This window comes from Streptomyces cyaneochromogenes (assembly GCF_003963535.1).
In the GTDB taxonomy this organism is placed as follows: domain Bacteria; phylum Actinomycetota; class Actinomycetes; order Streptomycetales; family Streptomycetaceae; genus Streptomyces; species Streptomyces shaanxiensis.
The window spans coordinates 5237860-5251097 of record NZ_CP034539.1 but is presented as its reverse complement, the minus strand read 5'-3'; the positions used below and the strand labels follow the sequence as shown (position 1 = coordinate 5251097).

Below are 13238 nucleotides of genomic sequence, written 5' to 3'. Positions count from 1 at the left end.
TCGATCACGTACGGCAGCACCGTAACCGCTGCGGCTGCAAAGCGGGATCTCAGGACTGTTTACGCCCGATTCCGTCCCCATTCCCCCCGCCGTTCCCCCCGCCCTTCCCCCCGCCATTCCCCACGCCGTTCCCCATACCGGCTCTCCTGCGCACCGCGAACACCGTCGTGTCGTCGGCCAGATGACCGTCGCAGTGCCGCAGCGTCCGCTCCCGGACGAAGGCGACCAGCCGTGCGGGCCGTGCGAGGGCCGGGTCGGCGGCGACGGCCTCGGTGACCTCGGCGGTGAGCGGGTAGAACGCGCCGTCGCCGTCCCTGGCCTCGGTCACGCCGTCCGTGGTCAGCAGCAGCGTCTCGCCGGGGGCGAGGGAGACGCGCAGGACGGGCGCCGGGCCGTCGGCGGGGGCGAGTTCGGCGTAGCCGAGGGGGAGGCCGTGGTCGGGCGGCAGGGGCCGTACGCCGTCGGGGCCGACCACCAGCGGGGCGTCGTGGCCGAGAACGACCGCCTCCACCGCGCCCGGCCGCTCCTCGGGGAAGCCGAGCAGCACGGCGGTGGCGAACCGGTCGCCCTCCTCCCTGCCGAGCTCCGTGCGCAGCCGGATGTGCCGCTGCATACGCAGTTCCAGGCACACGGCGACCGCCCTCAGATCCGCCTCGTGGTACGCGGCCTCACGGAACGTGCCGAGCAGCGCGGCCGCCGCCTCCACCGCGCCGAGCCCCTTGCCCTGGACGTCGCCGAGGATGACGCGGGTGCCGTGCAGGCCGATCTGGATGTCGTAGAAGTCGCCGCCGACCCTGGCCTCGCTGTCGGCGGAGAGATACACGGCCGCGTGGTCGAGGCCGCCCCAGCCGGGGGGCAGCGGGCGCAGCACGGTGCGGCGGATGGTCTCGGCGACGTCCTGCATGTGCAGCATGCGCTGCTCGCCGCGTACCCGGACCACGCAGGCCAGCGTGGCGAGGACGCCGCCGATGCCGGCGAGGACGAGGTCGGGCAGGCCGGCCTGGTACTCGTGCGGCAGGGCGGCGTCCGCGACGATGTAGGTGGCGGGCGCGAGCACCGCGTACACGGCCGTCCCCCACACCCCGCAGATCGCGGCGGCGATACCGGGCACCAGCACGATCCAGGACAGGATCCGGAAGTCGCTGCTGGTGCGGAAGTCGACCAGCACGATGCCGACGAGCAGCAGCAGCGGCGGCACCCAGGCGACACTCCGGCCGCGCACGCGCAGCAGCTGCGGCCGGCGTGGGCGGCCCAGCGGGCTGGCCCCGCCGTCGCTGACGGCCCTCATGCGCCTCAGCGAAACACGGCGTCCGGCTTGCCGCATCCGGGTACCCGGGGTTCCCGTGGCCGCCGGGCGGGCTGAAACGACCGCCCCGCCGACTTGCCACGCAGCCCCCTCAGGTGTGCCCTTGATTGCGGGGGCGACGAGAGAGAGGAGTGCTCTCATGGCTCATGCGGCACCCGCGTCCGGCGCAGGGGCGCCAAGGGCGGTGACGGCCGGCGCAGGCGGTCTGCCCGACGTGTTCAGCGAGCGGACGCACCGCATCGCGAGCGTGGCCGTGCCCGTCGTCCTCGGGCTGGTCTACGGCTACTGGGCCGCGGCGAACCAGCGCTCCGGCGGCGAGATCACCGGCTGGAACCTGCTCTTCGGCTTCGTCACGGCGTTCGCGTTCATGGTGCTCTACGTCGGCATTCGCGCCCTCGCGCCCCACATGAGGCGCGAACTGCACGCGATCCTGTGGGCCTCCTTCACCGGTGGCGCCTTCGGGTTCCTGTACAGCCTGACCGACAAGAGCATCGTCAGGTCCGTGCTGATGGGGCTTGTGGTCGGCGCGGTCTGGTTCGCCGTGCTGTTCTACCGCTACTACACGCACGAGGACGCCGAGGGCCACCGCATCCGCTGACGGAAGGCCGGAAGGCCGACTGACGGAGGACTCACGGGCGCACGGATCGGCCCCGGCACCACTGGCGCCGGGGCCGATCCGTTCCCCTTCATCCACCCACGGTCACGTTCATCCACCCACGGTCACGCTCACGTTCCAGCTCCACGAACCGGAGGCCGACACGCTCCAGGAGGGGTCCCAGTTGCTCCAGGAGCCGTCCTTCCACTCGGGGACGGGGTCGGCGCAGTCCGGTACGTGGCGTCCGCCGGTGTCCACGAAGGCGGCGCTCGACCAGCCACGGGAGTCCACCAGCCAGTACCAGAACGGATTGCCGTCGATGTGCTCACCGCGCACCTTGCACTCGATGCGGACCTCGCTGCCCGGTGCGAGCCGGTCGACGACGGCCGACCGGGTCGTGGGCGCCTCCCTGACCTTGAGATCGGTGTGGGAGACGACCGTGCCCCTGACCAGCCGGTCGTGATCGTCTACGGCCACCGCCGGGGTCCCCGCCGCCGCGACCGCGAGAGTGCCACCGGTGAGCAGAGCCGCGGCCATGATCCGCAGGGTCGGGCTGGTGCGCATGATCCGCCTCCTTGCTCCCCTGATCCATGAGACACCCGTTCGGGTGAACGCTCCACCGGAGAGCCACCGCGGAGGCATCGCTGAGCCACGGGAGAGCGGAATCGTGCGGCCGTATGCAGGCAGCCCGCTGGCGCCCCGACCCCCGCGCGCCTTGCCTGAGAACGTGCTCACCCGTCTGCGGAACGCCCTGTCGGCAGCGCTGATCGCCCTGTCGTGCCTCCTCGTGCCGTTCGGCGCGCTGGCGGCCTGGGTGACGTACGGGCTCGCGGACACGGGGCACTACGTCACCACGATGGCGCCGCTCGCCGGGGATCCGGCGGTGCAGGGCGCGGTCGCGGACACCGTCGGGGCCGGGATCATGCACGAGATGGCCCCCCGGCTCGACCACGACCTCGGCATCCGCGACGAGCGCGGCACCGTACGCCCCTTCGTGTACGACGCGGTGCGCTCCTTCACCCGGACCGACGCCTTCCGCACGGCGTGGGACGCGGGCAACAGGGCGCTGCACGGCTCCGTGCTGAGTGCCCTTCAGGACGGGAGCGAGGGCACCGTCACCGTCGACCTCGCCCCGGTCGCCGCCCAGGTCAAACGCCAACTCGCCGAGGACAACGTGCCGTTGGCGCAGAACATCCCGGTCGAGCACACCGAGGTCCCGGTGCTCCCGGCGCACGAGCTGGACCGGCTCAGGAAGGGGTACGACGTGCTCGAAGTCGCCGGTTTCTGGCTGCCCGTCTCGGCCGCAGTCCTCGCCACGACCGGCATCGCCGTCGCCGCCTGCCGCCGCCGCGCCCTCACGGCGACCGCGCTGGGCGCGGCCCTCGGCGGCGCGTTCCTGCTGCTCGCGGTGGCGATCGGCCGCCGGCTCACGCTGGCCGACCTGCCCGAGGCGGCCCACCGCCCGGCCGCCGGCGCGGTCTACGACGCCCTGACGCAGACCCTGCGCACGGTGTCCTGGCTGCTGATCGCCCTCGGCCTGACGGCGGCCCTCCTGTGCCGGCTCATCGAACTGCTCGCGCAACGCCGGCGAGGGTCCGCAGCGCCCGCCGCAGATCCGGCTCCGGGGCCGACGCGAGCCCGAGTCTGACCGCGTCCGGGGTGCGGTTCGGGTCGACGGCGAAGGCGGGGCCGGGGGTGACGGCGATGCCGTGCGCGGCCGCGGCGGCCGTGAAGGTGTCCGCGCGCCACGGTGCCGGCAGCTCCCACCAGGCGAAACAGGTGCGCGGATCGGACCGTACGGCGAACCCGCGCAGTTCCTCGCCGACGATCCGCTGCCGGTGCGCCGCGTCCGCCCGCTTCGCCGCGACCAGCCGCCGCACCGTCCCGTCCCCGATCCACCGCACGGCCGCCTCCACCGCGAACCGCCCCGCACTCCACCCACCGGAGCGCACGGCCGCCGCCACCGCCTCGACCCGTGTCTCGGGCACGACGGCGAAGCCGACGGTGAGTCCGGGCGCGACGCGCTTGGAGAGGCTGTCGACGACATGGGTGAGTCCGGGCGCGTGGGCGGCGAAGGGGTCGTCGTCCGTGAGGAAGGACCAGATGCGGTCCTCGACGACGGGGATGTTCAAGTCGACTGCGGTGCGGGCGAGTTGGTGTCGGCGTTCGGGGCTCGTCGTCACCGAGGTCGGGTTGTGCAGGGTCGGCTGGAGGTAGAGCGCGGCCAGCGGGGCCGCGCGGTGGGCGGCGGCCACGGACTCCGGGCGCGGTCCCTCCTCGTCCGTGGCCAGCGGCACCAGGGTGATGCCGAGCCGGGCGGCGATCTCCTTGACCATGGGGTACGTCAGCGCCTCGGCTCCGACCCGGCCGCCGGGCCGGACGAGGGAGGCGAGCGTGGCGGCGATGGACTGACGGCCGCTGCCGGTGAACAGGACCCGGTCGGGGGCGGGGCGCCAGCCGGGGGTGGCGAGGAGCGCGGCCGCCGCCTCCCGGGCCGCGGGCGTGCCGGTGGCGGCGGCCGGGCGCAGGGCCTCGGCCAGCACGTCGGGGCGCAGCAGCGGGCCGAAGGTCGCCGCGAGGAGCTCCGCCTCGCCCGGCACGGAGGGGTAGTTGAGCTCCAGGTTCACCGGCGCCGCGGTCGCCGCCTCGACGAGCGCCCGCCCGGACGCCGCCGGAGCGGCCCGTACGAACGTGCCGCGGCCGACCTCGCCGACGACCAGCCCGCGCCGTACGAGTTCCGCGTACACCCGCCCCGCCGTCGACCCGGCGATCCCGCGCCGCCGCGCGAACACCCGCTGCGGCGGCAGCCGTTCGCCGGGCTTGAGCCGTCCGGCGGTGATGTCGTCGGCTATCCGGTCGGCGAGGCGCCGATAGTCGTTCACGTGCTCTCCCCCTGACATTGCACCGAGGGCAAAGATCTTATTGCACCGAGGAGTTGGGCCGATCTAGGGTCCTTCACATGACCCCTTCCCCCGCATCCCGCGTATCCCGTGCATCCCTCGTATCCATCGCATACGAGGACAAAGGCGCCGACGCATCATCGACTCCCCTCGTCCTCGTCCACGGCCACCCCTTCGACCGCACGATGTGGGCCCCGCAGATCGAGACGTTCTCCGCCGCCCGCCGGGTGATCGCCCCCGACCTGCGCGGCTACGGCGCCTCCCCGGTCGTCCCCGGCATCACGCTCCTCTCCGACTTCGCCCGGGACATCGAGGCCCTGCTGGACCACCTGGAGGTGGAGACCTTCGTGCTGGCGGGCCTGTCGATGGGCGGCCAGATCGTCATGGAGTGCTACGACCGTTTCCCCGGCCGCATCCGGGGCCTGGTCCTCGCGGACACCTTCCCGGCCGCGGAGACGGCTCAGGGCAGGCGGACGCGGAACGCCATGGCGGACCGGCTGCTGCGCGAGGGCATGCGCGGATACGCCGACGAGGTGCTGGAGAAGATGGTCGCGCCGTACGCGGACGCCGAGGTCAAGGCCCACGTCCACCGCATGATGACGGCGACGCCGCCCGAGGGCGCCGCGGCGGCCCTGCGCGGCCGCGCCGAACGCCCCGACTACCGCACCCTGCTGACCCGCGTCACGGTCCCCGCCCTGGTCGTCGTGGGCGCGGACGACGCCTACACCCCCGTCGCCGACGCGCAGGCGATGCACGCGGCGCTCCCGGACTCGGCCCTGCGGGTGATCGACGGGGCCGCGCACATGCCGAACCTGGAGCGGCCGGGGGAGTTCAACGAGGCGCTGGGGGCGTTTCTGGCCCGGGTCGACGGGTGATCCGTACTCCGCCCACGAACCGCTCACTACCAGTTCAGGATGGCCACGAGCAGCACGACCGCGATCGCCGCACCCTGAACGGCATTGGCCCATCCGGGCATCGGCTCGCCCCTCCTGGACGACGAAAGCTTGGCGCCGAGGGCGACCACCAGCCCGACGACGGCGATCGGCGCGAGCAGCAGAGTCAGCCAGTTGACCTGCACAGGTGTCATCTCGGATCTCCTTGTCCCACTCGGTGACCGGCGCCCCATCATCGGCACGCACCCCCGGGACCCCTCCCGCCCACGCAACCTGCACCCCACGACCCCCGTCTTTGAGGGAGGATTCGGGCATCCCACCCGCGAGCGGAAGGCCGGCTCTTGGAGACTGCGGCTGTCTTGCTGTTCCTCGGCGTCAGCGCGGTCGTCGGCTGTCGCGTCGCCGACGCCGACTGCGTCACCCCCGTCCCGCAGTTCCTCGCCTTCCTGCCGTGGCTGCTCGTGCCCACCGGGGTCGGGCTGCTGCTCGCGCTGTTCTCCCGCTGGTGGCCCGGCGTCGTCTGGGCCGTGGCCCTGCTCGGGCTGCTGGCGTGGTACATCGAGCCGTACGGGAAGACCGGTGAGCCGGGCGGGCCGCCGCTCGTCTCCTTCCGGGTGCTGACCTCGAACGTCGAGTTCGGGCAGGCGACCGACGCCCTGGTCGACGCCGTCCGCCGCGAGAGGCCGGACCTCGTGTTCGTCCAGGAGTGCGAGTACACCTGCGAGGACACGCTCAAGCGGGCCCTCGGCACCGACTATCCGTACCGGGCGGCCCAGGTGGCCGCCGGCTCGGCGGGCTCGGTCGTCCTCAGCCGCTTCCCGCTCACCGCCGCCGAGGGTGTCCCCGGCACCATGGCCATGCCCGGCGCCGTCGCCGACGTGCGCGGCCACGCCGTACGGCTGCAGCTCGCGCATCCCATGCCGCCGATGCCGGGCCGGACCGACGCGTGGCGCGAGGAACTGGGCAGGCTGCGCGACTTCGCCGCCGAGAACACCGGGAGCACCGGTGACAGCCGTACGCCCCTGATCCTCGCCGGCGACTTCAACGCCTCCCAGGACCACGCCGCCTTCCGCCGCATCCTGGACACCGGCCTGCGCAGCGCCAGCCGCCTCACCGGCCACGACCGCACCCCCAGCTGGCCCGCGCGCACCACGCCCGTCTTCGGCGTACAGATCGACCACGTCCTCCTCTCCGCGGACTTCTCCGTCCGCAGGGCCCGCTTCCTCGACCTGCCCGGCACCGACCACCGCGCGCTTCTCACCGACATCACGCTTCACCAGCGCCGATGAGCTGAACGAGGGTGCTCATAATGGGCCGCATGCCCCGCGAGTTCCCCATCGGCCTCACACCCCCCGACTGGCTGGTGCGGAACCTCCGGGCCCAGCCGGCCCCCGTCAACCGGCCGGCCGTGATCCGCGCCGCGATCGCGATCCCCCTGCCCCTGGCCATCGGCCTCGCCACCGGCCGGCCCGAGTACGGCGCCCTCGCCGCGATGGGCGCCCTCAACGGCGTCATCAGCGACACCGCCGCGGCGTACCGCATCCGTATCCCCACCATCGCCGTCCCCCAGCTCTTCAGCGCCGTCGGCATCACCCTCGGTGCCCTCGTGTACGGCCACGGCTGGGTCGCCGTCGCCGCCGTCACCGGCGTCGCGCTGGTCTCCGGGATGATCTCGACGATCGGCGCGGTCGCCTCCGTGTCGGGGCTGTTGCTGCTGCTGACCTGCGTGGTCGGGGCGGGCCTGCCGATGCCGGGCGAGTGGTGGCACGCGCCGCTGCTGATGTCCGGCGGCGGCCTGCTCGTCCTCCTCCTCGGACTGCTCGCCTGGCCGCTGCGGATGGGAGTGCCGGAGCGGAGCGCGGTCGCGGACACCTACCGGGCGGTCGCCGATCTGCTCGCGGCCTGCGCCGTCGGCAGCACCCAGGCGTACGACGACGCCCGGCACGCCGTGACCCAGTCCCTGAACCAGGCGTACGACACCGTCCTCGCCCACCGCGCCCGCCACCACGGCCGCAGCCCCGAACTCACCCGGCTGCTGGCCCAGTTGAACGCCATCACCCCGGTGGTCGAGGCCGCCCCCGCCGCCCACCTCAGCGGCACCCCCCTCCCGCCCGAGATCCCCCAGTCCGTACGGCACCTCGCCTCAGCCGTCGAAACCGGCTGCACGGGCCCGACAGGCCTGGAGCTGCCGGCCCCCACCACCGAGGCCGCCCGCGCCGTCGACCACGCCCTGCGCCACACCGCCGAGGTCGTCGCCACCCCCGACGTGGACCCTCGCGGCATCGACGACCGCCTCGGCCGACCGGCCGCCCTGAGCATCCGCACCGCCCGCGCACTGCGCGACGTGACGCTCTCCGCCGCGTCCTGGCGCTACGGCCTGCGCCTGGCCCTGTGCATCGGACTGGCCCAGGCCCTGGTGTCCCTCATCCCCGTCCCCCGCTCCTACTGGGTCGCCCTGACCATCACCTTCGTCCTCAAGCCCGACTTCGGCTCCGTGTTCTCCCGGGCCCTGCTGCGGGCGGCGGGCACGGTCGCCGGGCTGGTCATCGCGGCGGCGGTGCTGGCCCAGGTGCCGCGCGGCTGGGCGGACGTACCGACACTGATACTGCTCGCGCCGCTGATCCCGGCGTTCACGCCCCGCGGGTACGGCTACCAGACGGCCGCCATCACCCCGGTGATCCTGCTCCTGTCGGACGTCCTGAACCGCGAGGGCACCGCACTGCTGCTGCCCCGCCTGGTCGACTCCCTCCTCGGCTGCGCGATCGCCCTCGTCGCCGGTTACCTGCTGTGGCCGGAGAGCTGGCACACCCGCGTCGGCGACCGGCTCGCGGACGCGGTGGACGACACGGCACGCTACGTGGAGGGCGCCTTCGGTCCGCACCCCGTCGACCCACCGGCCCGCGCCCGCATGCGCCGCCGCCTCTACCGCAACCTCTCCGCCATCCGCACGGAGTTCCAACGCGCCCTGACCGAACCCCCACCGACCGGACGCCGGGCGGCGGCCTGGTGGCCCCTGGTGGTGGCGGTGGAACGCATCGTGGACGCGACGACGGCGGCACGGGTACGGGTGAAACACGGGGCGACGCCGCCCTCGGAGAGCGAGGCAACCCAAGTCGCCGTCCAGCTACGGGAGCTGGCGACGGGCGTAAGAGAGGCCGAAACGCCGTACGCGGTCCGCACGGACCTGACGGGCCCGGCGGACAGCGTCCTGGAGCCCCTGCGCCAGGAGGTGGCAGCGGCACGCGCCATCACGTCACCTCATGAAGAAAGCTGATCGGCAGCCGACCTGAAGACCGGCGCGGCCGCCCCGTGCAGGAGGGCGACCGCGCCATGTGGGGGGTGGGTCTGGGATCTCGGCGTTACTGGCGTTCCTGGCGTTACCGGCGGGCGGCCTTGTGCAGGGCCTTGTCCATGGCCGCGGCGAACCCGTTGGCCCACAGCTGCTCGACCTTGGCCCGCTCATTCGCGTCCGGGACCGAGTTCGTGCAGGACGTACCGGGCCCGCCACCCGACATCAGCTCACTGCAGGGCCCCTCGTAGTGGTCCGGCAGCCCGAGAACATGCCCCGTCTCGTGCGCGGTGACGCGAGTCGAGTCGTACTCCTGGTTCTGCTGGTAGTCGAGGAAGATGTATCCGTTGCCGTGCCCGTCCGTCGAGGCGTACGAGCCGCGCGAGTCGTTGCCCTCGCGGTAGGTGAAGTCGGCGTTCGAGCCCTCCTGGAGCTGGACGTTGGACACCGAGCCGTTCCATATCTCGGTGCTGCGGGCTATCTGGGCGCTGAACGTGGGCGCGTCGGAGGCGTCGTAGACGACCGTGACGGCCGCGGCGCTCGGGTTCTCGGCGCGCTTCTCGGCGACGGACTTCAGGACCGCCTCGAAGAACGCCCGACCGGCGTCGGACTCGGCCGACTTGGCGACGTAGCCGGCGTGCACGGGTGCCGTCGCCGCCGTCGCCGGAACGGCCGTACCCAAGCCGAGTACCGCGACACTGAGACCGACCGCCGCCGCCGTACGGGTCGTACGTGCGGACAGGGACATGGACATGCGCATTGATGACTCCTAGGTGGGGGGTGAGTCGTCAAGGCGAGTGTCGGCGCCTGTGGGACGGCTGTGATGATGGCAATCGGTGATAGCACGGCCCTATCGGGGGCCCAATTGACGGTCATCCAGGGGGATTTGTACGGCTGGTGAAAGCCTTGATTCCGCTTTAGTCTCCGAGGGCATGGACCTTGAGGTCAGACACCTCCGCGCGCTGTGCGCCATAGCCGACACCGGCAGTCTGCACCGGGCCGCCCGCCAACTGGGCGTCGCTCAGCCATCGTTGAGCACGCAACTGCGGCGGATCGAGCAGGAGCTCGGCGGCGCCCTGTTCCTGCGCGCGAGATCCGGCTGCCGCCCCACTCCGCTGGGCCGCCTCGTCCTCAGCCGGGCCCGTCCGCTGGTGGCCGATATGCGTGCCCTGGTCGCCGAGGCGCGGGCGGCCGCGACGGGCGGTCCGGAGCTGCGCGTCGGCTCGACGGCCAGCAAGGCCCTGGCGGGCTGGCTGCGCCGGCTGCGCGGCCACGGCCAGGACCCGACCCTCCATATGAACGTCTCCCCGAACGCCCTGCTGCGCATGGTCGCCGACGGCCAGCTGGACGTGGCCTTCGTGCACGAGGTGGAGGGCTGCCCGCTGCGCTTCCCGCCGGAGCTGCGCCTGCGCGTGCTGATGGAACGCGAACCGCAGTTCGTGTCCCTGCCCACCGACCACCCGGCCACGGCGAAGTCGGAGGTCACCCTCCCCGACCTGGCCGAGGACCGCTGGATGGTCGACCCGACGGTCGACGGCGAGTGGGACGCCGTGCAGCGGATGTTCCGCGCGGCCGGCGTCAACCCCCATGTCCTGCATGGCGACTACTACACGGCGGACGCCCTGGTCGCCACCGGCGAGGTGGTGGCCATCTGCCAGCCGACCCACGCCGACAGCCCCACGATGGCGGTACGGCGCCTGCACGGCGACCCCCTCGGCGTGCGCCTGCTCCTCGCGGCCCGTACGGAGACGGACCTGGACGGTGTCTATCCCGCCCTGGAGGAGGCGTACTGGGAGGCGGCACGGCAGGCGCCGGCCTACCGGGAGTGGCTGGAACGCGACGGTGAGCGGCAACCGCCGGTCCCAGCACTCCCGTAACCGGTGTCTGTGGTGGCTCAGACGCCGATGTTGCAGCCGTCCTTGCGCCAGACCGCCACGACGGCCGGACGGTTGATCTTGCCCTCACCGTCGGGCCAGGCGCTCAGCGGCTTCTCGGCGGTCGCGCCGTCGATCTCGCCCGGGTGCTGCACGGCGACGAGGACACGGCGGTCCTGGACGATCGGGCCGCAGGTCTCGGCGCCCTTCGGCACCGTCAGGAACTGCTTCAGCTCACCGCGCCGCTCGCCGCGCGTGGCGACACCGAAGAGGCCGTCGTGCGAGCCGAGCTGGTTGCCGTCGGTGGAGATCCACAGGTTGCCGTACGGGTCGAAGGCGACGTTGTCCGGGCAGGAGATCGGGCTGACCTGGTCCTTCGGGAAGCCCGCGAAGTAGGTCGCCGGGTCGTTCGGGTCACCGGCCACGAGGAACAGGCTCCAGGCGAACTTCTTGCTGTCGGCCCGGTTCCAGCGCTCGGTCAGCTCCAGGACCTGGCCGTGCTTGTTGCCGATGCGGGGGTTGGCCTCGTCGACGGGCGCGTTGCCGGTGGTGCCGCGGCGGGAGTTGTTGGTGAGGGCGACGTAGACCTTGCCGGTGTGCGGGTTGGGCTCGATGTCCTCGGGGCGGTCCATCTTCGTGGCGCCGACCTTGTCACCGGCGAGCCGCGTGAAGACGCAGACCTCCTCGGCGGTCATCCCGTCCACGTGCGAGACGGCACCCTTGGCGGTGGCGGTGACCAGCGGAATCCACTCGCCGCTGCCGTCGAACTCACCGTCGCTCGGGAGCTTGCCGGTGCCGTCGATCTCGATGGCCGGGGAGTCGCCGGTGAGCTTGGCGACGTACAGCGTCCCCTCGTCGAGCAGCGAGAGATTGTGCTCACGGACGGCCCGGCTGGTGCCCTTCATCATCCGCTTGGCGCCGACGAACTTGTAGAAGTAGTCGAAGCGCTCGTCGTCACCGGTGTAGACGACGGGCCGCCCGTCGTCGGTCAGCCGCACGGTCGCACCCTCGTGCTTCACGCGGCCGAGCAGCGTGTGCTTGCGCGGCTTGGACGTGGGGTCGTACGGGTCGAGCTCGACGACGTAGCCGAAGCGGTGCGGCTCGTTGGGCTCCTGGGCGACGTCGAAGCGCTTGTCGAAGAGCTCCCACTTGCGCTCGGAGCCGGTGGCCGGCAGGCCGTAGCGCTTGTCCGTCGCGCGGGTGCCGTTGGCGAAGTACTGGTTGAAGTTCTCCTCGCCGTGCAACGTGGTGCCCCAGGGGGTCGTACCGCCCGAGCAGTTGTTGAGGGTGCCCAGCACCTTCCTGCCGGTCGGGTCGGCGGAGGTCTTCAGCAGGTCGGAGCCGGCGGCAGGGCCGGTGACCTTGAACTCGGAGGTGGCGGTGACGCGCCGGTTGAGCGAGTGCCGGGGCACGACAGTCAGCTTCCCGGTCCCCCGGTCCCCCTCCACCACGACGACGGACAGACCGTGGGCCGCCCAGGCGATCTCGGCCTGCTCGCGGGTCGGGTTGGCGGCGTCGTAGCCGCGGAACATGAGCACCTCGTCGGTGTACTCGTGGTTGGCGACGAGGAGCTGCCGGCCCCGCTCGCCGGGAAGCGGCAGCAGCGACAGGAAGTCACAGTTGTACCCGAACTGACCGGCCTGGGCGGCGGCGGTCTGCTTGTCCGGGTCGAAGGCGGGGGCGCCACGCAGGATGGGCTCGCCCCAGCGGATGACGATGTTCTGCGCGTAGCCGTCCGGGATGGTCACGGTGTCGGCGGTGTTGGGCGCGACGGGGCTGAAGCGCAGACCGCGCGCACCGTGGCCGAAGGTGCCGGTCCGGTCGGTCGTGGCCGCCCCGGCGGCGGCTTCGGCGGCGTCGGCCTGCGGCGCGGCGACGGTGACGGCACCGCCCACGGCGGCGGCCGCGGTGACGACGGCGGCGGCGCGCAGCGTCGTGCGGCGGCTGACGGCCTCGGCGATGACGTCACCGACGTACGGGTTCGTGCTGGTGTTGGGCACCTCGTGGAAACAGGCGTCACCACACCGGAACCGGCAAGTCAGGGCAGATCGCCCACCGGGGTGCGAGTCACTGTTCGTTCTGATGATCGGCAACGGTATGCGCATGGCGTTTCGTTCTCCCCTTGCTTCCCCTTGAGTGCAGCGTGGGGGACGGTAGGGGCACGTTTGTGCGGGAGCGGGGCGACCGGGTGAACGGAGGGTGAACCAGAGGTGGATGTACGGCAGTTGGGCCCGCGACCCGACTCGGCTCGATGCAGCCCTTGACGTACCTGGACCCCTTGTGTCAGCCCCTCCCCAAGATCGCCATCCGGGGCCGCTAACCTTACGTGTCCGTCCTGGCCAGGGATCTACGGGCATCAACTCACGCGAAGGGTTGCGCAC

General features: G+C 72.5%; 12 protein-coding genes. 6 read left to right on the top strand and 6 right to left on the bottom strand.

Translation table 11 applies throughout. The features are described 5' to 3' along the window. Positions 1-49: 49 nt before the first annotated feature. Positions 50-1288, bottom strand: coding sequence for a PP2C family protein-serine/threonine phosphatase (locus EJ357_RS23820; protein ID WP_126393592.1), 1239 nt, complete (start codon positions 1286-1288; stop codon positions 50-52). Between the two features lie 157 nt (positions 1289-1445). Between EJ357_RS23820 and EJ357_RS23815 the strand changes: the two genes are divergently transcribed. Continuing rightward, positions 1446-1904 carry a hypothetical protein gene (locus EJ357_RS23815; RefSeq protein ID WP_228473144.1) on the top strand — a complete coding sequence of 153 codons (459 nt, stop codon included), beginning with the start codon at positions 1446-1448 and terminating at the stop codon, positions 1902-1904. 108 nt (positions 1905-2012) lie between these two features. Here EJ357_RS23815 and EJ357_RS23810 read toward each other — a convergent pair whose 3' ends face one another. Beyond that, positions 2013-2465: an SH3 domain-containing protein gene (locus EJ357_RS23810; RefSeq protein ID WP_126393591.1), complete on the bottom strand. Its 453-nt coding sequence runs from the start codon at positions 2463-2465 to the stop codon at positions 2013-2015. A 163-nt stretch (positions 2466-2628) separates the two neighbouring features. Here EJ357_RS23810 and EJ357_RS23805 point away from each other — a divergent pair, with 163 nt between their 5' ends. Further along, on the top strand, positions 2629-3549 hold the full coding sequence (locus EJ357_RS23805; RefSeq protein ID WP_126393590.1) for a hypothetical protein: 921 nt from the start codon (positions 2629-2631) through the stop codon (positions 3547-3549). Here the strand turns inward: EJ357_RS23805 and EJ357_RS23800 are convergent. Next, positions 3464-4783, bottom strand: coding sequence for an aminotransferase-like domain-containing protein (locus EJ357_RS23800; RefSeq protein WP_126393589.1), 1320 nt, complete (start codon positions 4781-4783; stop codon positions 3464-3466). The genes EJ357_RS23805 and EJ357_RS23800 overlap by 86 nt on opposite strands. A gap of 77 nt (positions 4784-4860) precedes the next feature. Here EJ357_RS23800 and EJ357_RS23795 point away from each other — a divergent pair, with 77 nt between their 5' ends. Further along, the gene (locus EJ357_RS23795; RefSeq protein WP_126393588.1) at positions 4861-5676 is read left to right on the top strand and encodes an alpha/beta fold hydrolase; all 816 of its coding nucleotides are present in this window, start codon (positions 4861-4863) and stop codon (positions 5674-5676) included. Between the two features lie 26 nt (positions 5677-5702). Here the strand turns inward: EJ357_RS23795 and EJ357_RS23790 are convergent, their stop codons facing one another. Next, complete coding sequence (locus EJ357_RS23790) at positions 5703-5888, bottom strand: hypothetical protein (RefSeq protein ID WP_126393587.1); 186 nt, start codon at positions 5886-5888, stop codon at positions 5703-5705. 147 nt (positions 5889-6035) lie between these two features. Between EJ357_RS23790 and EJ357_RS23785 the strand changes: the two genes are divergently transcribed. Continuing rightward, positions 6036-6983, top strand: coding sequence for an endonuclease/exonuclease/phosphatase family protein (locus tag EJ357_RS23785; RefSeq protein ID WP_228473143.1), 948 nt, complete (start codon positions 6036-6038; stop codon positions 6981-6983). Between the two features lie 29 nt (positions 6984-7012). Continuing rightward, on the top strand, positions 7013-8968 hold the full coding sequence (locus EJ357_RS23780; RefSeq protein WP_126393585.1) for an FUSC family protein: 1956 nt from the start codon (positions 7013-7015) through the stop codon (positions 8966-8968). A gap of 103 nt (positions 8969-9071) precedes the next feature. On the opposite strand, the gene snpA is transcribed toward EJ357_RS23780, so the two are convergent. Next, a complete protein-coding gene (snpA, locus tag EJ357_RS23775; RefSeq protein ID WP_407698524.1) occupies positions 9072-9731 on the bottom strand; it encodes a snapalysin in 660 nt (219 codons plus the stop codon). 184 nt (positions 9732-9915) lie between these two features. Between snpA and EJ357_RS23770 the strand changes: the two genes are divergently transcribed. Beyond that, the gene (locus EJ357_RS23770) at positions 9916-10860 is read left to right on the top strand and encodes a LysR family transcriptional regulator (protein WP_126393583.1); all 945 of its coding nucleotides are present in this window, start codon (positions 9916-9918) and stop codon (positions 10858-10860) included. Positions 10861-10877: 17 nt separating this feature from the next. On the opposite strand, the gene EJ357_RS23765 is transcribed toward EJ357_RS23770, so the two are convergent. Then, the gene (locus tag EJ357_RS23765) at positions 10878-12962 is read right to left on the bottom strand and encodes a PhoX family protein (RefSeq protein WP_126393582.1); all 2085 of its coding nucleotides are present in this window, start codon (positions 12960-12962) and stop codon (positions 10878-10880) included. Positions 12963-13238 lie beyond the last annotated feature (276 nt).